General features: G+C 71.1%; 21 protein-coding genes. 11 read left to right on the top strand and 10 right to left on the bottom strand.

The genetic code is table 11. The features are described from left to right. Positions 1-244: 244 nt before the first annotated feature. From ACTWPP_RS40765 to ACTWPP_RS40750, 4 genes are read right to left on the bottom strand one after another with little or no spacing between them, the layout of a single operon-like run. Positions 245-1318, bottom strand: coding sequence for a type III PLP-dependent enzyme (locus tag ACTWPP_RS40765; protein WP_443109832.1), 1074 nt, complete (start codon positions 1316-1318; stop codon positions 245-247). Beyond that, complete coding sequence (locus ACTWPP_RS40760; RefSeq protein ID WP_443109831.1) at positions 1315-3018, bottom strand: IucA/IucC family protein; 1704 nt, start codon at positions 3016-3018, stop codon at positions 1315-1317. Before ACTWPP_RS40760 ends, ACTWPP_RS40765 begins: the two co-directional genes overlap by 4 nt. Further along, a complete protein-coding gene (locus tag ACTWPP_RS40755; RefSeq protein WP_443109830.1) occupies positions 3015-4604 on the bottom strand; it encodes an IucA/IucC family protein in 1590 nt (529 codons plus the stop codon). The genes ACTWPP_RS40760 and ACTWPP_RS40755 overlap by 4 nt, the downstream gene beginning before the upstream one ends. Then, the gene (locus ACTWPP_RS40750) at positions 4601-5746 is read right to left on the bottom strand and encodes a siderophore biosynthesis protein (RefSeq protein ID WP_443109829.1); all 1146 of its coding nucleotides are present in this window, start codon (positions 5744-5746) and stop codon (positions 4601-4603) included. Before ACTWPP_RS40750 ends, ACTWPP_RS40755 begins: the two co-directional genes overlap by 4 nt. Positions 5747-5963: 217 nt before the next feature. On the opposite strand from ACTWPP_RS40750, the gene ACTWPP_RS40745 reads away from it, so the two are divergent. Next, positions 5964-6572, top strand: coding sequence for an HD domain-containing protein (locus ACTWPP_RS40745; protein WP_443109828.1), 609 nt, complete (start codon positions 5964-5966; stop codon positions 6570-6572). Here ACTWPP_RS40745 and ACTWPP_RS40740 read toward each other — a convergent pair. Further along, entirely contained in the window at positions 6562-6846 is a 285-nt protein-coding gene (locus ACTWPP_RS40740) for a DUF4031 domain-containing protein (RefSeq protein WP_443109827.1), read from the bottom strand. The genes ACTWPP_RS40745 and ACTWPP_RS40740 overlap by 11 nt on opposite strands. Before the next feature lie 150 nt (positions 6847-6996). Between ACTWPP_RS40740 and ACTWPP_RS40735 the strand changes: the two genes are divergently transcribed. Both ACTWPP_RS40735 and nudC read left to right on the top strand, forming a co-directional pair. Next, positions 6997-8379, top strand: a complete 1383-nt coding sequence (locus ACTWPP_RS40735) for a dipeptidase (protein ID WP_443109826.1) — start codon at positions 6997-6999, stop codon at positions 8377-8379. Positions 8380-8401: 22 nt separating this feature from the next. Continuing rightward, entirely contained in the window at positions 8402-9313 is a 912-nt protein-coding gene (gene nudC, locus ACTWPP_RS40730; protein WP_443109825.1) for an NAD(+) diphosphatase, read from the top strand. Positions 9314-9477: 164 nt separating this feature from the next. Here the strand turns inward: nudC and ACTWPP_RS40725 are convergent, their stop codons facing one another. Next, complete coding sequence (locus tag ACTWPP_RS40725; RefSeq protein WP_443109824.1) at positions 9478-9756, bottom strand: mycoredoxin; 279 nt, start codon at positions 9754-9756, stop codon at positions 9478-9480. A 131-nt stretch (positions 9757-9887) separates the two neighbouring features. On the opposite strand from ACTWPP_RS40725, the gene ACTWPP_RS40720 reads away from it, so the two are divergent. From ACTWPP_RS40720 to ACTWPP_RS40700, 5 genes are all read left to right on the top strand, one after another. Then, entirely contained in the window at positions 9888-11963 is a 2076-nt protein-coding gene (locus ACTWPP_RS40720) for an ATP-dependent DNA helicase UvrD2 (RefSeq protein ID WP_443109823.1), read from the top strand. Positions 11964-12124: 161 nt separating this feature from the next. Next, positions 12125-12997 carry an acyl-CoA thioesterase II gene (gene tesB / locus ACTWPP_RS40715; RefSeq protein ID WP_443109822.1) on the top strand — a complete coding sequence of 291 codons (873 nt, stop codon included), beginning with the start codon at positions 12125-12127 and terminating at the stop codon, positions 12995-12997. Between the two features lie 213 nt (positions 12998-13210). After that, positions 13211-13522, top strand: a complete 312-nt coding sequence (locus ACTWPP_RS40710) for a hypothetical protein (protein WP_443109821.1) — start codon at positions 13211-13213, stop codon at positions 13520-13522. A 120-nt stretch (positions 13523-13642) separates the two neighbouring features. Then, entirely contained in the window at positions 13643-13921 is a 279-nt protein-coding gene (locus tag ACTWPP_RS40705; RefSeq protein ID WP_443109820.1) for a WhiB family transcriptional regulator, read from the top strand. Further along, a complete protein-coding gene (locus tag ACTWPP_RS40700) occupies positions 13918-14223 on the top strand; it encodes a hypothetical protein (RefSeq protein ID WP_443109819.1) in 306 nt (101 codons plus the stop codon). The genes ACTWPP_RS40705 and ACTWPP_RS40700 overlap by 4 nt, the downstream gene beginning before the upstream one ends. Positions 14224-14453: 230 nt before the next feature. Here ACTWPP_RS40700 and ACTWPP_RS40695 read toward each other — a convergent pair whose 3' ends face one another. Continuing rightward, a complete protein-coding gene (locus ACTWPP_RS40695) occupies positions 14454-15785 on the bottom strand; it encodes an ABC1 kinase family protein (RefSeq protein WP_443109818.1) in 1332 nt (443 codons plus the stop codon). Between the two features lie 253 nt (positions 15786-16038). On the opposite strand from ACTWPP_RS40695, the gene ACTWPP_RS40690 reads away from it, so the two are divergent. The 3 genes from ACTWPP_RS40690 (at position 16039) to ACTWPP_RS40680 (ending at position 18232) form a co-directional block, all read left to right on the top strand. Continuing rightward, on the top strand, positions 16039-16839 hold the full coding sequence (locus ACTWPP_RS40690) for an enoyl-CoA hydratase/isomerase family protein (protein ID WP_443109817.1): 801 nt from the start codon (positions 16039-16041) through the stop codon (positions 16837-16839). A 173-nt stretch (positions 16840-17012) separates the two neighbouring features. Then, positions 17013-17576, top strand: a complete 564-nt coding sequence (locus ACTWPP_RS40685) for a M48 metallopeptidase family protein (protein WP_443109816.1) — start codon at positions 17013-17015, stop codon at positions 17574-17576. After that, entirely contained in the window at positions 17573-18232 is a 660-nt protein-coding gene (locus tag ACTWPP_RS40680; RefSeq protein ID WP_443109815.1) for a DUF2064 domain-containing protein, read from the top strand. The genes ACTWPP_RS40685 and ACTWPP_RS40680 overlap by 4 nt, the downstream gene beginning before the upstream one ends. On the opposite strand, the gene ACTWPP_RS40675 is transcribed toward ACTWPP_RS40680, so the two are convergent. The 3 genes from ACTWPP_RS40675 to ACTWPP_RS40665 all read right to left on the bottom strand — a co-directional run bounded on the left by ACTWPP_RS40675 (position 18222) and on the right by ACTWPP_RS40665 (position 20619). Then, positions 18222-18803 (bottom strand): NUDIX hydrolase, encoded by a 582-nt coding sequence (locus ACTWPP_RS40675; protein ID WP_443109814.1) that lies wholly within the window; start codon positions 18801-18803, stop codon positions 18222-18224. The genes ACTWPP_RS40680 and ACTWPP_RS40675 overlap by 11 nt on opposite strands. A 170-nt stretch (positions 18804-18973) precedes the next feature. Further along, the gene (locus tag ACTWPP_RS40670; RefSeq protein WP_443109813.1) at positions 18974-19192 is read right to left on the bottom strand and encodes a hypothetical protein; all 219 of its coding nucleotides are present in this window, start codon (positions 19190-19192) and stop codon (positions 18974-18976) included. Further along, positions 19189-20619, bottom strand: a complete 1431-nt coding sequence (locus tag ACTWPP_RS40665) for a zinc-dependent metalloprotease (RefSeq protein WP_443109812.1) — start codon at positions 20617-20619, stop codon at positions 19189-19191. The genes ACTWPP_RS40670 and ACTWPP_RS40665 overlap by 4 nt, the downstream gene beginning before the upstream one ends. Positions 20620-20662 lie beyond the last annotated feature (43 nt).

The following is a 20662-nucleotide window of genomic DNA, read 5'->3' as shown; positions in this document are numbered from 1 at the left end:
TTCGCGGAGCAGCAGGCCGCGTTCATGGGGCTCCTGCGTTCGCGGGCCCGATCGTTGGGTGCTGCGGCGGGAGACGCATGCCCGTCCCGCGGGGTTGCTCGAACTCGATGCTGATACCGCTTGGCGGCTGTGCACCCGTGGTATCACCCCGGGTCGTGCTGCTGAGCTTGTTCGAATTGAGGGCGACCGGGCGCTTGTGGAGGCGTCGTTGGGAATCGTGTCGATCATCCATTCTGGCGACGGCTCAGCGTAGGTAGTGGAACGTTGGTTTCGGGTGCATGAGGAAGTCGTGGTGGGAGATGTTCCAGGCATAGGCGCCGGCCATGGTGAAAGCGATCACGTCGCCGGGGGACAGGCGCGGGACGAGGACGTCGCGGGCGAAGACGTCCTTGGGTGTGCACAACTGGCCTACCAGGGTCGCTCTTTCCTCCGGGCCGCTTGCGGTGAGGGCCTTGAAGGGGTGGTCGTGGCCCTTCGTCACCGGGGTTCTCAGGTGGTGGGTGCCGCCTCGAAGGATCACGTAGGTGTCGCCATGGGTGGTTTTCACGTCCAGGACGTCGGTGACGTACCAGCCGTGGTAGGCCGTTAGGGCGCGCCCCGGTTCGATGCGGAGGGGCGGGGTTGCGGGGAGGCCCTGGCCGTAGGTCTGCCAGTCGAATCGGGTGTCGGGTTCGGCGTAGTCGACGGCCATGCCGCCGCCTATGTTGAGTTCCGGGTCGCTTACTCCGTGGGCCTCCAGCCAGGAAAGTGCCCAATCCCTTATCTGGGTGGCCAGGTCGAGCATTGCAGGGGCGTCCAGGCCGGAGGCCAGATGGACGTGGATGCCGCGGAGCTCGATGTGGGGTGCCTCGGCTATGTGGCGGGCGCAATCGTTGAGGGTGGGCTCGTCCATGCCGAAGGGGCCGCTCATGGTGAGGGCGGCGTTCGGGGTTCTGAGAGGCAGATTGGCCCGTAGAAGGACGCTGGTCGGGCCGGGGAGGCGCGACAGTTCTCGCGGGCTCTCCACGTGGATTCGGTCGACGTTGAGGTGATGGGCTAGGGCGAGTTCTTCGGTCGTCTTGCCTGGGCCGCCGAAGGCCATGCGGGTGTCGGGCAGGGTTGCTCGGACGTGGGAGAGTTCCCCGCCGGAAGAGACCTCTATGCCGTCCACGTGTGGGGCCAGAGTTCGGAGGATCTCGGCGTCCGGGTTGGCCTTGGCGGCGTAGAAGAGTTCTGTGTTGGGGAGGGCGGCGCGGATTTCTGCGGCGTGCGCGTCCAGGCCGGGCAGGTCGTAGATGTAGGCCGGGTAGCTGCCGAGGTTGACGGCGTACTCGTTCACAGCGGTCGGGGTGCGGCGAGCGGGTTGGGGACGGTGACGTAGGTCGCGCTGCGGTCGGCCGTACGTGACCAGCGGGTGCGGAGGTTCGCCTTGGCGGGCAGCGGCACTCCCGCCAGGAGAGCCTTTATCTGGGGGTGGTGGTCGTGGGCGGCGAAATGCTTTCTCGCTGTCTGCCAGAGCGTTTGCTCTAGCGGTGGGTGCAGGTCTGCTATCGCGGCCGCGATTTCGGTCAGGTGGTTGACGACCAGGCAGTAGACGACGCGGTTCCAGCCTCGGTCCGGGGCGTAGGTGAGGTTTTCGGCCACGCGGGATGGGAGATGAGCCAGATCCCAGTGGCCTGCGGTGAGTTTTGTGCCCTCCAGGTCGCGGAACGCCGTGTGAATGGGCATGCCGTCGGCGTCCACGCAGATGAGGACGTTCTGGAGGTGGGGTTCCAGGACGACGCCGTGATCCAGGTAGGCGCGCAGGACCGGGGGTGCCACCTGCGCCACGTAGACGTCCCACCAGGCTTGGGCGCTGTCGGGCGCCGACAGGGCCGGTAGGTCTGCAAGGAACGTGTTGTAGGGGTCGGCCAGTGCGCCGGCCAGGAGTGGTGTGCCCGGGAGGTTCTTGACGCCTTGGCGCAGGATCACGCCCAAGCCTTCGTACAGGCGGCGGTCGGCGAGGGTGGTGCTGCGGTAGGCGGGTTCGGCGAGGAGCGTGGAATTCAGCTCTTTGAAAATGGGCGGGAGCAGCTCATTGAGGGTTATCGCCCCGGTCAGTTCGTACCAGGCGTTCTTGCGGACGCAGTTGGTGATGCGCACGTCCAGGCTGAACTTGCAGAACATGTCGGCGTCCGGCAGATACGCCGTCCGGACGGACGATGTGGGTACCGCTTCGATGTCGGACGGGCCGAGGTTGAGCAGCAAGCCCCGCGCCAGGGCCTCCTGCAGGACGGGGTCGTCCGCCATCAGGGAGAACTGCCATGGGTGGACGGGGAGCAGTCTGCGGCCGGGCGGGGACGAGGGCCCGTATGGCTCCAGGGCTTTGAACGCGTCCGGGTCCCCTTCTTCGGCGATGAGGTCTTCCGGGATGGCCAGCCAGTAGGGACGGAACCGGGATCGCGTTTCCGGGGCGTACTGAAGCCAGTCTGTCGGCGAACCTTGGCGCGCCTTGGGGGACGGGTGGAAACGGTGCCCCGCCACCAGGGACTGTTCCGAGTCGATGTAGCGGCTGTCGGAAGGTTCGCTGCGTGCGGCGATGATCGAGGCCAAGGCGTTGTGGCTGTCGTCCACCTGGGTGAGGAATTCGGGGTTCGCGCGGCCGGTGGCCAGTTCCAGTTCGCCGGCCACCAGGTTCGCCAGCCTGTCCCAAGGGGCCGCGATCCATTCGTCCCCGCGCCGCTCCTCGTAGGGCGGCGCCAGGCGGTAGGTGGGTCCGACCGGGGGACGGGACAGGCCCGTGCGCAGCACGACGCCCGCGCGGGGTAGGCGGGCCACCAGGTGCGCGTCGTCGGGCCATACCTGCTGCTCGGGCGCGCAGACCTCCCGGATCAGGCAGTTCAGCAGCGCGGTCGAGGTGGCGTCGTCGGCGGAGATGCCGGGTTCTGTCAGCAGCACGTCGGGTCCCGTGGCGTGGTCGGTGAGTGTGGTGGTTCGAGCTACGGGCACGTCGCGTCCCGCAGGTTGCAGAGCGTGGTCGGTGAGTGTTGTTCGGGTCACGGGCACGTGGTGTCCCGTAGGTAGTTCGGCCCTGGCGGGCCGTAGTGCTTGTTGATGTCGGCCGCGCCGGTCCGCGCCTTGTCGACGAGGGTTCCGGCGGTGACCATGGCCTTGCCCGGCAGCGTGTCCGCGTCGAGCGTGCGGGAGCGCAGGAACGCCCCGTCCGGCCCGAGGGCCTCGTCGAGCCGCTCGCGGATCATCGTGCGGCCGGTGCGCCAGGGGAGGAGGCCGCGTTCGGCCAGTCCCAGGGCGGGGGCGGCGGCGCACAGGTGCAGCGTGATGGTGACGAAGACGCGGGCGAGGGCCTCGTCGTCATCGGTCGTCATCCTGCGGTCGATGAGGTCGCGCGGGTCCGTGCCGGGGGACGGGGGGAGGCGGTCGCGGAGCCGGGACGTGTTGATCAGCGCGCCGTCGTTGTCCTTGATCAGGAGGCGGGGCGGGGCGTCGTCCAGGACGAGGGCGACGTTCTGCTGGTGCGCCTCTAGCGCGATGCCGTAGCGGAACAGTGTGACGTTCCATGAGAACAGTGCCGATAGGTAGGTGTCGAAGAGGGGCGCGATATCCCAGCCCTCTACTACGTGACCGTTGTCGGGGGCCTCGGCGAGCAGCGCCGCTATGGGGACGATGTGCGCGTGTGCGGTTTCGGGCGGGAAGCGCCGCACAAGGTAGCCGAGGAGCGGGTCCTGGGCGTGGCCGTAGGTCTGCTCGTCGGCGAGAAGCACCGGAAGCGTGGGTTCCCGCTGGAGGACGCGGCGCAGGATGCGTTCGACGAGCGCGCCGTCCGGGAGGGTGCCGGGCATGATCGTGCGGCGGTTGCGGAGGCCGAGGGTGCTGGTCGGCAGCGGCATCTTCAGGTGCCCGAGCGGCGTGGCCGCCACGGTCCGCATCGACAGGGTGGGTGTGACCTGCAGGTACGGGTCGGGGGCGAGGGCCGCGCCGGGACGCCCGTTCACGTACCGCACCGCCAGCGGGTGGACGGGGAACAGGGCGTAGGCCCCAGGGGCGGCGGGCGCGGCCAGGCCGACGTCGGCGGGGGCCGGCCACCAGCCCGGGAGCGACCCCGCCAGCGCCGGGTTCCGCACCGCCGCCCAGCGCAACGGGAACGACGGCGCGAACTCGGGCGCGTAGCGGCTCAGATCGGCCATGGACAGGCCCGCGCGGCTGCGGCCCATTGGATGTACCGGATGGTCGTTGTAGGCGGCGAGCGTCTCGTAGAACGTCCCGGGGCCGGTCCGCAGTTCGTGCGGGATGCGGGCCAGCCGCCGGAACACCGCCGGGCGCGCGTCGTTGTGGAGCTTGATGGCCGCCAAGGCGTCCAGGCATTCCCGTTCGAAGGCGGATATGTCGTCGCGTGGGTCCGCCAGTGTGCGGACGGCGGTGAACACGTCGCTCAGTTTGAGGTTCTGCGCCGGGTCCACGACGAGTTCCGAGAGGAACGCCGGCCGCGCGTCCAGAAGGCGTACGGGGCGACCGGGCAGATCGAGCGTCCGGTGCCTGATGAAGCGGTGCAGCCCCGCGTAGTTTTCGCGTAGGAGCGCATCCAGGACCCGGGCCGCGAGTGGGCCCTCGATGTCGTCGTCGGTCACGCGATCGTCCAGTCGTGGGCGGCGCGGAAGCGCGCCAGTGCGGCGTTCACCTCGTCCGCCTCGGAACCGATGGCGCGGACCGTGCCCAGATAGTCGCGGTTGGTGCGGGTGACGGCGACGGTGTCTCCTATCGAGCGCTGAGGGCGGTAGGCCAGCCGCACTGGGCCGTCGTCCATCTGGAGGGGGCCGGGAGCCGCCGTGAGTTTGCCGGAGCGGTCGGCGATGACCGGTTCGGCGATGGCGTGCCTTCGGTGAGGGGTGTGCCAGGCCGGAAGGGGTTCGCCCAGGTGAACGTTCAGGATTTCCTCGAACAGGGGCACACCCAGCAGGTCGGCCAAGAGGAAGTCACAGTGGTCGCCGATCAGCCGGTAGTTGACCTCGATGATGCGGGCGCGGCCGTCGTGGACGACGAATTCCGTGTGGCAGGCCCCGAAACCGACGCCCAGCGCTTCGAGCTGCTTCAGGATCTGTGGTGTTTCCGGGGGCGGGGCCGTCCACTCCAGGCGTTCCTCCACGAAGAAGGGCGGCGGAGAGAGGGTCGTGCGGAACGAGCCGAGGACGCGCAGTTCCCGCCCGTCGCCCAGCGTTTCCAGTGTGTGAAGTCGCCCGGGAAGGTATTCCTCGGCCACCAGGGGATCGTCCCGGTGTGCGGCGATCTCGTCGCGTCGCGTGGCCAGCTCGGCGGCGTCCCGGACGAGGAACACGTCCTCGCTGGCCACGCCCTCGCGGGGCTTCAGGACGAGCGGATACGGCGCGTCCGCGGGGACCCGGCGGGCGTCGGCCGAGAAGACCGGGTCGAGGGACGCGAGGTGCCGCCGCATGAGCGCCTTGTTCTTCGCGCGGGCCGCCGCTCGCCAGTCCTTGGCCGGGAGCCCGAAATAGGCGGCGGCCAGCGCGGCGGGTGCCTGCAGGAAGTCACTGTTGGAGAAGATGGCCGCGGGCTCGCCGTCGACGGCGGCGATGATTTCGCGGAAGTCGGAGACGTCGCATTCGACGAGCGGTCCGTCGTGCGTTCCGGCGTGGGCTGCCGGACGGTCGGTCAGGAGCGTGGTGTCGAGGCCCAGGCGCGCGGCGGCGGGCAGGAACCCGTGCGTCACCGAGTCGGTCGTCTTCCCGGCGACCAGATAGAGCGAGGCGGCCACGATCGGCCTTTCCAGTGCGTGACATGAGCCGGTTGATGAGATGAGCCGGTGAGCGAGGCCAGGCGGTGAGTTGGGTGAGGCGGTGAGGTGGGTGCAGCGGTGAGTGAGGTAAGCCTTGCCTAACTCGCTGTCACCATAGTGGCGGTGCCGCACGCGGGAGGCAAGAACGATGACATCGCGTGTCCCGGCCCGTTCGGCGATCCGACAGGATGGGGCCATGGATCTCGTCGACCGGTGGGTCGCGCTCGCGGGGCCTCACACCAGACATATCGGAACGGAACTGGACAAGCGCTACGGCGAGCCGCATCGCCGCTACCACACGCGCCGCCACCTCACCGCCGTCCTCGACCTCGTGGACGAGCTGGCCGGGCACGCCGCCGCCCCCGACCTCGTCCGCCTCGCCGCCTGGTTCCACGACGCCGTCTACGACCCCGAGCGCGCCGACAACGAGGAGCGCAGCGCCCGCCTCGCCGCCCGAATGCTCACCGACACCGACCTCCGGGAACCGGACATCGAGGAGATCGTCCGCCTGATCGAGCTGACCACCACGCACGCGCCTGACCAGGACGACCGGAACGGCCAGGTGCTGTGCGACGCCGACCTCGCGATCCTCGGCGCGGACCCCGGCCAGTACGCGGTCTACGCCGCCGCCGTCCGCGAGGAGTACGCGTTCGTCCCGGACGAGTTCTTTCACGCGGGACGCGCCCAAGTGCTCAACGGCCTGCTCGCGCTGCCGAGACTCTTCCACACGGCCGAGGCCCGCGAACGCTTCGAAGAACGCGCACGGACCAACATCCAGACGGAACTGACGCTCCTCAACGCCTAGCGGCGGCGCCCCGCGGCCGGTACACCTTCCGCTGGCGCAGACCCGCAGCCGTCAGGCGCGACAGCAGTTCCCGGCAGCCGACCGCCTGCGCTCCCAGCGACACCGCCGCCTCGTAGAGTTCGGACGGGACGTCGTAGTGGTCACGCTCGAACGCCCGCGGCGGCATACCCAACTCCGCCGCGAAGGCGTGCAGTTCCTCGTACGAGACGTCGCTCACCATGTGCGACCAGACGCGGCCACGCGCCGGCCACAGCGGCGGATCGATGAGGATCAAGAGAGCTCCGGGGACGAGTGACCAGGATCCCTTACTCTGCCTGACAGAGCGGCAGAGAGAGAAGTAGAGACCCGGCTGCGCCGGGCCGCTCCTGACGGAGTCCGAATTCCTTCCCGGCCTGAACGCCGGAGCGTCCTTCGGAGGATCAAAGTGAACGACGTGGTCGCGCACATCCAGGCCGGCAGGGACCGGTTCATCGCCGACCTCAAGGAGTGGCTGACGATCCCGTCCGTCTCCGGGGATCCGGCGCACGCCGGGGACGTGCGGAAATCCGCGGAGTGGCTCGCCGAATACCTGCGCGGCCAGGGCTTCCCCACCGTCGAGATCTGGGAGACCCCCGGGCTCCCGGCCGTCTACGCCGAATGGCCCGCCGACGATCCTGACGCACCCGCCGTCGTCGTGTACGGCCACCATGACGTCCAGCCGGTCGAGCCGCTGGACGAGTGGGACACCGACCCGTTCCAGCCGGTCGAGACGGGCGACCGGCTCATCGGGCGCGGCGCGTCCGACGACAAGGGGCAGATCTTCTTCCACACGCTCGGGATCCGCGCGTCGCTCGCCGCGTCCGGGAGGCAGGGGCCGCCCGTCACGGTCAAGCTGCTGGTGGAGGGCGAGGAGGAGTCGGGGTCGGTGCACTTCGCCGCCCTGCTGCGCACCCACCGCGACCGGCTCGCCTGCGACGCCGTCGTCATCAGCGACACCACGATGTGGGCGGCGGACGTCCCGTCGATGTGCACCGGGATGCGCGGGCTGACCGAAGCGGCGGTCACGCTGCGCGGCCCGGCGTCCGACCTGCATTCGGGCTCGTTCGGCGGCGCCGTGCCGAACCCGCTGCAGGCGATGGCGACTCTGCTCGCCACCCTGCACGACGCCGACGGACGCGTCACCCTCCCTGGCTTCTACGACGACGTCGTCCCGCTGACGGACGAGGAGCGCGAACTGTTCGCGCGGCTCCCGTTCGACGAGGACGAGTGGCTGCGGAGCGCCGGTGAAAGCCGCGCCGCGCACGGCGAGAAGGGCTACACCACCCTCGAACGGATCTGGGCGCGCCCCACCGCCGAGATCAACGGCATGTGGGGCGGGCACACCGGCCCCGGCGGCAAGACCATCGTCCCCCGCGACGCGCACGCCAAGCTGTCGTTCCGGCTCGTCGCCGGCCAGGATCCCCGCAAGGTCCAGGAGGCGTTCAAGACGTGGGTCGCCGAGCACGCCCCGCCGGGCGTCGAGGCGGAGGTGCGCGTATCGGGCGGCGTCCGGCCGTGCTTCTCGCCGATCGACTCCGCCGGCGTCAAGGCCGCGCGCCGCGCGATGGAACGGGCGTTCGGCACCGAGGTGCTGTTCACCCGCGAAGGCGGCAGCGGCCCCGAAGCCGACCTCGCCGATATCCTGGACGCACCGCTGATCTTCGTAGCGGTCGGACTGAACGGCGACCGCATCCACGCCCCGAACGAGAAGGTCGAGATACCGCTGCTCCTCAAGGGCGCCGAGGCCGCCGCGTACCTGTGGGAAGAACTCGCCACAGCGCTGCGCTGAAACCCCTGGAGAGGAGCAGAACGTGACCGACGGCCCCTTGGAGTGGCTGGCGCTCGCGCGCGGAACCCTGGACAGGGTCGCGCTGCACCGCCGCGACGACGCCTGGCTGGACGCCGCCTGGACGGAACCGGAGACCCGCGTCCTCGTCGTCCAGGACGGCCGCGCGCTGGTGACCTACGAGCCCAGCCCCGCGCTCGTCTTCGTCCCGGCGGAACAGGCGCCGGACGGCGAGCGCTGGCTCCTCGGCGTGGACGACGACGGCACCGCCTACTTCGGGACGTCCGGGCCGCTGCCCGCCATCGAGGGGACGCGGCCGTCCGGCCTCCGCCGCGTCGGCGCCCTCCTGAACGACCGGGACTCCGGCCTGCTCACACACGTCGTGGCGCTGGAACACTGGCACAGGAACAACCGGTACTGCCCGCGCTGCGGCGCCGAGACGCGGACGGCGTCCGCCGGGCACGTGCGCGTGTGCCCCGAGGACGAGTCCCAGCACTTCCCGCGCGTCGACCCCGCAGTGATCATGCTGGTGACCGACGACGCCGACCGGATACTCCTGGCCCGCGGCCCGCAGTGGCCCGCCGACCGCCGCTCGATCCTCGCCGGGTTCGTCGAACCGGGCGAATCCCTCGAACAGGCCGTCGCGCGGGAGGTGAAGGAGGAGGTCGGGGTTCCGGTCCGGGACGTCCGCTACCTCGGCAGCCAGCCGTGGCCGCTGCCGCAGAGCCTCATGCTCGGCTTCACCGCCAGAGCCGACGGCGACGTCCCGCTGACCCCGGACCCGGAGGAGATCCTGGACGCCGCCTGGTACACCCGCGGCGAACTCCGCACCGCCATCGACGCCGGAGACATCGTCGCCCCCGGACCGCTGTCCATCGCCGCCCAGCTCATCATGCGCTGGTACGGCGGCGACCTCCCGAAGATGCCGGTGTTCTGACGGAGGGATCATCTATGGTGAGCGGTGCGTACATCCCCGCCACTGCGGGGATGGTCCCCAGACAGTGCCGACGGTGACCATCGGCGATGAGTGCTCCCCGCGCACGCGGGAATGGAAGGGCCCGTCGATCTCATGGTCGGCGGGCCTTCTTCTCAGCGCTCGTTCTAACATTCCGCGAGACGGCGCTTGACTTCCTTCGCGCTGGGGTTGGTGGCGGTGGAGCCGTCCGGGAAAATGATCGTCGGCACCGTCTGGTTGCCGCCGTTGACGCTCATGACGAAGTCGGCGGCCGCCGGGTCGCGCTCGATGTCGATCTCCGCCATCTCGATGCCGTCGCGGGCGAGCTGGCTCTTGAGCCGGCGGCAGAACCCGCACCAGGGCGTCGTGTACATGGTGAGCTGGCCGGTCGGGCCCTTGGCCCGGTCGGTCGTCGGCGTCGCCATCGCTCCGTCGTCTCCCTCGTTCGTTCGTACGATCTGCCTACCGGAGAACAGTAGACACCCGCTTCTCATTCCACTTGTCCACAGGTGGCGTGATGGCCGTGACGGGTGGTGCGGGCTGCGAGTATGGGGGGATGTTGGCTGAGTCGGTGCTGGAGGGACTCGACCCCGAACAGCGGGCGGTCGCCGAAGCGGTGAAGGGGCCGGTGTGCGTGCTGGCGGGCGCGGGGACGGGCAAGACCAGGGCCATCACGCACCGCATCGCCTACGCCACGCTGACCGGCGTGGTGACGCCGCAGCGGGTGCTGGCCGTGACGTTCACCACGCGGGCGGCGGGGGAGCTGCGCAGCCGGCTGCGGCAGCTCGGCGCGCCCGGCGTGCAGGCGCGGACGTTCCACGCGGCGGCGCTGCGCCAGCTCACCTACTTCTGGCCGCGCGTCGTCGGCGGCGAACCACCCAAGATCATCGACTCGAAGATCGGCCTGGTGGCGGACGCGGCGCGGGCGTGCCGGCTGTCGCTCGGGCGGACCGAACTGCGCGACGTCGCGAGCGAGATCGAGTGGGCGAAGGTCACCCAGCACCGGCCCGAGGACTACCCGGCCGCGGTCGTCCAGGCCGGCCGGAAACCGCCCGCCGAGATCGTGGACGTGGCGCGCGTCTACGCGATGTACGAACAGCTCAGGCGCGAACGCAACCTGCTCGACTTCGAGGGGATGCTGGAGCTGACCGCGGCCGTCCTCACCGAGCACCGCGAGGTGGCGAACCAGGTCCGCGAGCAGTACCGGTACTTCGTCGTGGACGAGTTCCAGGACGTCAACCCGCTGCAGAAGATGCTGCTCGACACCTGGCTCGGCGACCGCGACGACCTGTGCGTCGTCGGCGACCCCAACCAGACCATCTACTCGTTCACCGGCGCGTCCCCGTCCCACCTGCTCGGCTTCACCCGCGAGCACCCGGACGCGAAGGTCGTCAAGCTCGTCCGCGACTACCGGTCGACGCCGCAGGTGGTGCGGCTGGCCAACGGGGTGATCGGGCGGGCGAGGGGCGACGGGGCCGTCCGGCACGAACTGGAGCTGGTGGCCCAGCGCGAACAGGGCCCCGAGCCGGTGTTCAACGAGTACGACGACGAGGTCGCCGAGGCCGACGACGCGGCGCGGCGGGCGCGCAAGCTCGTCGACGAGGGCGTCCCCGCGCGGGAGATCGCGATCCTGTACCGGATCAACGCGCAGTCCGAGACGTACGAGGCGGCGCTGGCGGCGGCGGGCGTCCCCTACGTGCTGCGCGGTGCGGAACGGTTCTTCGAGCGGCCCGAGGTCCGCGAGGCGGTGGTCAGGCTGCGCGGCGCGGCGCGGGCCGGCGCCGACGCGGAGACCGACGGGACGGGGCTGATACTGACCGTCCGGCACGTGCTGTCCGGGGCCGGGTTCACCGACCGGCCGCCCGAAGGCGCGGGTGCGGCCCGCGCGCGCTGGGAGTCGCTCGCCGCGCTGGCCCAGCTAGCCGAGGACATGGCCGCCGACAACCCGAAGGCGGGCCTGCCCGATTTCGTCGCCGAACTGGAAGAACGCGCCGCGGCGCAGCACGCGCCGCCGCTGGAGGGCGTCACACTCGCGTCGCTGCACGCCGCCAAGGGCCTGGAGTGGGACGCGGTGTTCCTCGTCGGGCTCGCCGATGGAACCCTGCCGATCGTCTACGCGGAGACGCCCGCGCAGATCGAGGAGGAACGGCGGCTGCTGTACGTCGGCGTCACGCGGGCCCGCGTCCACCTGTCGCTGTCGTGGGCGTTGTCGCGCTCGCCCGGCGGGTCGCGCCACCGCCGCCCGTCCCGCTTCCTGGACGGACTGACCGGCAAGACCGCCACGCACACCCCCGCCCGCGCCGACCGGACGAAGCGGCGTACCGCCAAGGGCCCGCAGCCGTGCCGCGTGTGCGGGCGCCCGCTGACCGCCGCCGTCGAACGCAAGCTCGGCCGCTGCGAGGACTGCCCGTCCGAACTCAATGAGGAACTGCTCATCGCGCTCAAGGAATGGCGCGCCCAGGTGTCGGCCGAGCAGAAGGTCCCCGCCTACGTGGTGTTCACCGACGCGACGCTTCAGGCGATCGCCGAGCACGGCCCCGAGTCGATGGAGGAACTGGCCCGGATCCCCGGCGTCGGCAAGGTCAAACGCGACCGGTACGGCGACGCGGTCCTCGGCCTCTGCGGCGCGTGAGCAGCCGCAAGCGCGACAGGTGCGGTGATGTGGTTCTGGGCTGTGCGGTGTGTGAGGTTGGGTGAGATCCGCCTCTCGCGGAGGCGCGTGGCGGGTCATCGGCTGGGGGTCCGCGGGGATGAGATCCTGCTCACACCACCGGATACGGAAGACTGGCGGCCGTGAAGGAATCCTTGAAGGAACTGCTGGACCTGCTGGACCTCGAACAGATCGAGAACGACATCTTCCGCGGCCGCAGCCCTGAGGAGCGGCGGCAGCGCGTCTTCGGGGGGCAGGTGGCCGGGCAGGCGCTCGTCGCCGCCGGGCGCACCGTGCCCGCGAACCGGCCCGTGCACTCCCTGCACGCCTATTTCATCCGCCCGGGTGACCCGCTCGTCCCGATCGTCTACACCGTCGACCGGGTCCGGGACGGCCGGTCCTTCACCACGCGGCGCGTCACCGCCGTCCAGCACGGTAAGGCGATCTTCACGCTGTCGGCGTCGTTCCAGATCGCCGAGGAGGGGCCGACCCACCAGGCGGCGATGCCGGACGCCCCCGCGCCCGAGACGCTGCCGGACGGCCTGGAACGCCTCACGCCGCTGTTCGGGGAGGCCGGCGCGCGGGAGTTCGTGACGCGGCGCCCGTTCGACATCCGGCACGTGACGCCGCTGAGCTGGGAGGCGGCCAAGGACCCGTCGCTGGCGACCCCCGAGTCGAAGGTGTGGCTGAAGGTCGACGGTGAGCTGCCGGACGACCCGCTCCTGCACGTGTGCCTGATGACCTACGCCTCGGACATGACGCTGCTCGACACCGTCCTGCTCAACCATGGCCTGGCCTGGGGGGACAAGCGGACGATGGGCGCCAGCCTCGACCACGCGATGTGGTTCCACCGGCCGTTCCGCGCCGACGACTGGCTGCTGTACTACCAGGACACCCCGTTCGCCGGCGGTGCGCGGGGGCTCGCCCGCGGCCAGGTCTTCACCGGGTCGGGGCAGCTGGTCGTGTCCGTGATGCAGGAGGGGCTCGTCCGGGTCGCGGACGCGCCGCGGCAGTGATCTGTGGGCCTCCCGGGAGTGTTCGACGCTCCCCGGACGGCGCGGGTTCCGCGGGAAACAGGTGAAGTGACCCACAAAACCGCAGGTCAAAAATATCTTGTTGATTCTGCGGAGTCCCCGTACGCTCGAACGCGAGCAATCAACCGGCCCTCCGGTGTGGATCTTGGATCCGCCGGTGCGGCCCGAGTAGCCAGAGAGGTGGTGTGCAGTCCGGTGATCAGCACGTTGATCAAATCCGCGTCGTCCTGGACCGCCGCATGCCCTGGCGTCTCGATCCCCGATGGCCCCGCCGCGTATTCAGCGGTGTCCGGCGTGCGACAGCGCGATTCCCGTGTCATGCGTGACATGCGCGGTCTGAATCTGCGTGATCTGCAATTTGCGGAGAGCATCCAGGACGACCAGGGGCGAAGTGTCCTCGAACACATTCTTGAGGCCATGAACGTCCCGGCTCCGGCCACGGCCCACGTGGGCGTCACCGTCAAGGGTGGCGTGTCGGGTCCGTATCCCTGGAGGCGACCGGTCTAGCGAATAGACCGGCAAGCCCCCAGGCCGCGGATCCAGACCGGATCCGCGGCCTTCTTCTTTGCCCAGACAACCCACCGACACGCCCGTTGAGATCCAACGAGAGGAACAAGGGTGACTGTGATGCAGGGGGCACTCGCAGTAAGCGAGGAGGACCTCACTCTTCCGTGCCGGACCGATCCGGAGCTGTTCTTCGCCGAAGCTCCCGCCGACGTCGAGCTCGCCAAGGCCCTGTGCCTGGAGTGCCCGCTCCTCAGGGAGTGCCTCGCGGGCGCGCTCGAGCGCAAGGAGCCCTGGGGCGTCTGGGGCGGCGAGCTGTTCGTCCGCGGTGTGATCGTCCCGCGCAAGCGGCCGCGTGGCCGTCCGCGCAAGCACCCGCGCCCGGACGAAGTGACCGTGTGAGCACGCCGGCGCTCGACCGCACCAACCCCGGAGGTACCACGATGATGACCGTTCAGCCGCGGGAGATCTGCACAGGGCAGGTCCCCGGAGAAGACGAGAAGCACTTGCCCGGCCAGGGCCCGTCCCGGGAACGAATACCCGGGGCCGTGCCCGATGAGCTGGCGGCCCGTGTCCGTGTGCTGCGGCGTGCGCGCCGCGACGCCCGGACGAGGGCGTCGCGGGTGCGGCGCGTCCTGCTCGCGCCGACGGCGTCGGCGGCGGGTGAGACGTACGTGCGGGCGCCGAGCCCGCGCAGGCATTGAGCCCACAGGCATCGAGCCCGTGTCGGTCGCAGGCCGCCGTCCGTCCTTCTTGGATGGTTTGGCGGACGGCGTGCCTCCCGGCGGGCGGCTGGAGCGCGTCCGGTGGCCCACCTCACCGGACGCGCGAAGAGCGGGGCCCCGCGCACCACATCAGTGCGCGGGGCCCCGCTGAGTCGTGTTCCGGGGTGGAACCCTTCTAGGGCTGGACCTCCCGGGCTCTACTTACGGGCTCAGCCCGAGACGAGCTCGCCGTCCTCGTCGTCGGCGAAGCCCGGTATCCACTTCAGCGACTCGGCTCGGGCCGGGATCTCGCAGTCCAGCTGGCACAGCACGCCGGTGCCCGCCGACAGCACCCGGTGGATGATCACGTACTGGGGCGGCAGGTTCATCTGCCGGACGACGTTGGACGGCCGCAGGTCGGTGACCTGGGCGGCCATGTCGCGCAGCCACTCGCGGTTGAACTTGAACGTCTCGTTGATGAACGGCTCGGTGATCGGGGCCATGAACGCCTGCAGCGACTCCGTGTCGATCTCCACGCCCTCGCGGATGAAGTCCTCGCGGCGCAGCGCGTCCTCGACCTCGTCGATGTCGGCCATCGTGCCGATCCGCAGCAGCAGGCCGAGGCGCTCCTGGAAGCCGCCGGGGATGCGGTCGACGGCGCCGAAGTCCATGACGCCGAGGCGGCCGTCGTCCAGCAGCCGGAAGTTGCCCGGGTGCGGGTCGCCGTGCAGCATCCCGGAGCGCTTCGGCCCGGAGAGCAGGAAACGGCAGTACAGCAGGGCCGCGTGGTTCCGGGTCTCCGGATCGCCATCGCTGATGATCTTCGAGAGGAGGGTGCCGTCCATCCACTCGGTGATCAGGATGTTGCCGTCCTGCGCGATGACCTCGGGGATGTGGAAGTCGGGGTCGTCCGCGTAGGCCTCCCGGAAGATCATCTGGGATTCGGCCTCGATCGTGTAGTCGAGTTCCTCGACCACCCGCTCCTTGAGTTCGGCGAGCATCGACTTGACGTCCAGGCCGGGCATCAGCACGCCGAACATCCGGCCGAGCCGGGCGAGCTGGTTGAAGTCGCTGATCAGCGCCTTGCCGGCGCCCGGGTACTGCACCTTCACGGCGACGGTGCGGCCGTCGTGCCAGACGGCGCGGTGCACCTGGCCGATGGACGCGGCGGCGGCCGGTTCGTCGTCGAACGACGCGAAGTAGTCCCGCCAGTCCTCCCCGAGGAACTCGGCCAGGACCTTGTGGACGGTGGCGGCGGGCAGCGGGGGAGCGGCCTCCTGCAGCCTGGTCAGCGTGGCGCGGTACGGGCCGGCGATCTCAGGCGGCAGCGCCGCCTCGAAGATCGACAGCATCTGGCCGAGCTTCATCGCCCCGCCCTTGAGCTCGCCGAGCACCTTGAACAGCTGCTCGGCGGTGCGCTGCTGGATCTCCGCCGCGACGGCCTCGGCGGGCCGGCCGAAGGTCCGCTTCCCCATGCCGAGTGCGGTGCGACCCGCGAAGCCGATGGGGAGGGACGCCAGCTTTGCTGACCGCGTCACCGCGCGGCGGGGAAGATCGCTCACGGGGACCATTGTCGGTGATCGAATGTCGTTCCCGCCACAATCACCAGCAACTATCGTCGGCGCCGGTGTCGGGCACATCGCTTTGACCTGCACCGATGTGGTAAGTGTGCGCTTTCTCACGCGGGGTGAGGGGCACGTTGCGGGAATCGGGAGGGCCGCCGGGAGCGCTGGCGGGGGCACCCGGCGCGCGACGGCCCCGTTTCCGGGCCCCCAGGGGAAAGGCGGCCGGGGCGCGCGCGGTACGGTGCGGGCCATGTCCGAAGAGTTCGCCGATGCGCTGCTGGTCGAACGACGCCCCGACGGAATCGCCGTCCTGACGCTGAACGACCCCGGCCGCCGCAACGCGATGTCGGACGAGATGACCGCCGCCTGGAAGACGGCTATCGAGGAACTGCGCGCCGACACGCGAGTCCGCTGCGTCGTGCTGACCGGGGCGGGCAACGCCTTCAGTTCCGGTGGCGACCTTTCCTGGCTCGCCGACACCAACGCCGTCGCCGTCCCCGCGCTGCGCGACCGGATGCTGGCCTTCTACCGGACGTGGCTGACGATCCGCGGCCTGGAGGTGCCGACGATCGCCGCCGTCAACGGCCACGCCGTCGGCGCCGGGCTGTGCCTCGCGCTGGCCTGCGACCTGCGGTACGCGGCGTCCGACGCCAAGCTCCTCGCCCCGTTCACCGCCCTCGGACTGCACCCCGGAATGGCCGCGACCTGGCTGTTCCCCGAGGTGGCGGGGCTGCCGCTGGCCCGCGAGATGCTGCTGGCCGGACGGGTCCTCACCGGGGACGAGGCCGCGGCGCACGGGCTGGTCAACCGCGCCGTCCCACGCGAAGACGTCCTGGCCGAGGCGCTCACCGTCGCCGAACGGGTCGCCGCGCAGGCGCCCGTCGCGACCCGGCTCACCAAGGTCGCCCTGTCGAACGGAGGCCACCCCGACATGGAGTCGGCGCTGCGCTGGGAATCGCTGGCGCAGCCGGTCACGATGTCGTCCGCCGACATGCTGGAGGGACTCACGGCACAGCGCGAGAAGCGCAGCCCGCGATTCACCGGTGAATGACACCCGGGCACACCACCGCCCGCGGTTGGCGTAACCCTGAACAGGTCCTTAAAACATAGGGTCTGACCTGCGGTAACGTCAAACACCCCCTATGGGGGGCGCAAAATTTCGAGTACGGTTCAGGCGTGCCCCCTAACGTTGAGGTCCGCCGAAGCGCCAGACGCCGGCGAACCGTGTCCGCCTACCGCGATGGCGACAAGGTGGTGGTGATGGTTCCGTCCAGGCTGAGCAAGGCCGAAGAGGAACAGTGGATCGCGACCATCCTTGAGCGGCTCGAGGAGCGCGAACGCCGCCGGCGGCCCACCGACGCCGACCTGCAGGCGCGGGCCCGGGAGCTGTCCCGCCGCTACCTCGACGGCCGCGCCGACCCGGTCAGCGTCCGTTGGGTCGCCAACCAGCGCACCCGCTGGGGATCGTGCACCCCCGACGACGGCACCATCCGCCTGTCCACCCGCCTGCGCGGCATGCCCGCCTGGGTCGTCGACTACGTCCTCGTCCACGAACTGGCGCACCTGCTCATCCCGGGGCACGGCGCCGACTTCTGGGACCTGGTCGGCAACTACCCGAAGGCGGACCGCGCCCGCGGCTACCTGGAGGGCGTCGCCGCCGCCGCGCACCTGCCCCTTGAGGCGGACGCGCCCGACGGCGACGTCGTCGGCGGATCCGATTCGGGGGACATCCACCACGGGGACGGGCTGCACACCGGCGACGAGTTCCCGCACGAGGTCGCCGGGTGACCGACGCCCCGGTGCCCCGGGCTTCGTCCCGATTCGCCGCGGTGCTGTCGTTGCCTGCCCGGCAGGCGGACGCCCCGCCCGGCATCGACCCGGACGACCTCCGGCTCGCCATGCTGGAAGACACCTACGAGGTCGTCGCCGGGCTCGAACTGGTGACGCCCGCCCTCGTCCTCGACCCGCCGGACCAGCCGGACGCCGAGGCCGTGACCTGGCCCGGCACGCCGATCGTCCGGGAACCGACCCTCGCGGGCGCGTTCGCGGCCCTGCACGCCCTCGGCGCCGACGCCGCCGCGCTGATCGCGCCGGACGCCCCCGACCTGCCGCCGCTGCTGATCGGCAAACTGTTCCGCGCCGTCGGCGGCGCCCCCTCCGCCGCCTGCCGGGCCGGCGGCGGCACCGGACCGGACGGGCTCGTCGCCCTCGCCGCGCGGCTGCCCCTCCCGGAATGGCTGGCCGGCGCCCTGCAGGACGTCGACCTCGACACCCCGGACGCGCTGGCCCGTCTGCGCGCCGCCGCCCCGCGCCCCGGACTGGTCCCGCAGGGGCCCGGCTGGCACCGCCTGCGCACCGCCGGTGACCTGCGGCTCCTCGACCCGGGGCTGGAAGGCTGGGAGAACACCCGGGCGCTGCTCGAAGGTCACCCGCTCAGCTCGTGACGGCGCGGGCGACGAGTGCCCGGACGGCGTCGTCCGTGGGCTCCGGAAGATCGTCCACCGGGAACCAGCCGAGATCGTCGGACTCGTCGCTCACCCTGGGACGGGCGCGCTCCGGGGCGATCGCGACGTACTGGACGTCCAGATGCCAGGTGCCCTGCGGATGGCAGCGGACCGGGTGCCGGTCCAGCTGGACCGGCTCGGGCAGCAGCCGCAGGCCCCGGACGCCGGACTCCTCCGTCGCCTCCCGCAGCGCCGCGCCCGCGAGCGTGACATCGCCGGGCTCGCAGTGCCCGCCTAGCTGCAGCCACGCCTTGACCTTCGAATGCAGGGTCAGCAGCACACGGGTCCGGGACGCGTCGAGCACCGCCGTGCTCGCGGTGATGTGCCCGGCCGCGCACTCCCGCCACATCCCGTCCGCCGGATGCTCCTCCAGATGCCGCAGGAACTCCAGGCGGGCCTTCTCCTGCCCGGGGTCGGGCGCCCGCCAGGACGACAGGACCCGCACCGCGTCCGCGTACAGGAACCCCGGGGTCAGCGACCGCGCGGCCACGGGCCGGGCACCGAGAGACATCGTGTCCGGAGATTCTCCGTGAGACTCCGCGACAGCCGGATCGGCGGCCGGATCGGCGGTCGTGTCCGCGGCCGGATCGGCGGGCGGCGTCGAGGCCGCCGTCTCCGCGGCCGGCCGCGCGCGGCCCGGCTCGGCGTCCGGCCGCCCGCGTCCCCTGCCCGGGGTCCGCCTCACGTGCGGCCCATGCGGGGGTAGCGGGAGCCGGCGGGGCGCCGACGCCGGCGCTCCTGGTCGACCGGCCGGTGCCAGCACAGGCCCGCCCGCGCGATCCGCCACCGTCCTCCGGCCCCGGCCCACCACCAGTCAATCGACGAGCACTTGGTCGCGTTCGTGGACGACCCCGGCGCGTACAGGCAGCCGTGCACGCGCGACTCGCGCGACCGGCTCATGCGCGGGACCCGCCGACGTCGGGGCCCTCGTCCCCGCCAGGATCATCGCCCCTGGCGGAGTCGCCGGGCGTGTCGCCGGGCTTGCCGGGATCATCGCTCTTGTCGTCCGGCTTGTCGGCTCCGCCTTCTTCCGGGGACTTGGTGAGCTTCGACAGGTCCAGGTCGGACAGGCCCTCGATCTCGTCGCGGCCGTGCACGAACCCGTCCGGGTCGTCGAGATCGTCCGATGTCGGGAGCAGGTCGGGATGGTCCCACACCGCGTCACGGCCCTGCGTGCCGCGCACGTCGGTGAGGGTCCGCCACAGCGTCGCCGCCTCGCGCAGCCGGCGCGGCCGCAGCTCGAGGCCGACGAGCGTCGCGAACGTCCGCTCCGCCGGGCCGCCGGTCGCGCGGCGCCGCCGCACCGCCTCGGCCAGCTTCACCGAACCGGGCAGCCGCCCCTTCGCGGCCTCGTTGACCACGGTGTCGACCCACCCCTCGACCAGCGCGAGGGCGGTCTCCAGGCGGGCCAGCGCCGCCTTCTGCCGCGGCGACTCCTCCGGCTGAAGCTGGATCTCGCCGCCGAGCGCCTCCTGGAGCGCCTCCGGGTTGCTCAGATCGAGGCCCTGGACGGCCTGCTCGATGCCCGACAGGTCGACGGTGATGCCGCGCGCGTACTCCTCGACCGTGCCCAGCAGATGCGAACGCAGCCACGGGACGTGCGCGAACAGCCGCTGGTGGGCGGCCTCGCGCAGCGCCAGGTACAGCCGGACCTCCTCGCCGGAGACCTCCAGCCCCGAGCCGAACGCCTCGACGCCCGCGGGCAGCAGCGCGCCGACGCCGTCCGGCGCCAGCGGCAGGCCCACGTCGGCCGAACCGGTCACCTCGCGGGCCAGCGCCCCGAGCGCCTGCCCGGCCTGGCCGCCGACCATCGCCCCCGCCATCTGCTTGACCATCCCGATCAGCGGGCCGGCCATCGCCTGCATGTCGGCGGGGATCTCGCCGCCGCCGAGCGCGCCGCCCATGGACTCGACCATGCGGGTCGCGATCGGGTCGCACACCTTCGCCCACACGGGAAGCGTCTGCTCGATCCATTCGGACCGGCTCCACGCCTGCGGCGTCCGGATGCCGGCGGGCAGCGTCGTCTTCTCGTCCAGCCACAGGTCGGCCAGGCGCAGCGCCTCCTCGACCTGGCGCCGCTCGGCGTCGACGACCGACGGGTCGCCCTGCTCGACCACCTGGTGCCGCGCGATGTTCTTGGCCAGATCCCAGTTCAGGGGGCCGCCGCCCTCGCCGCCCGCACCCTGGCCGCCGATCATGTCCGCGAACCGGTGCAGCATGTCGGCGAACTGCGCCATGTCGCCGCCCATGCCCTTGAATGGATCCTGGGGCCGGTCGTCGTCGTCACCGTCGCCGGGACGGTTGAAGCCGAAAGGAGTGTCACTCATCGGATCGCCCCTGGGATGCATGATGGGCTCATATCCGCAACGT

Origin of the sequence: Actinomadura sp. 3N407 (assembly GCF_052245875.1) — a bacterium.
Taxonomy (GTDB): domain Bacteria; phylum Actinomycetota; class Actinomycetes; order Streptosporangiales; family Streptosporangiaceae; genus Spirillospora.
The sequence above is the reverse complement of the archived record's forward strand: the minus strand, read 5'-3'. Positions and strand labels throughout refer to the sequence as shown.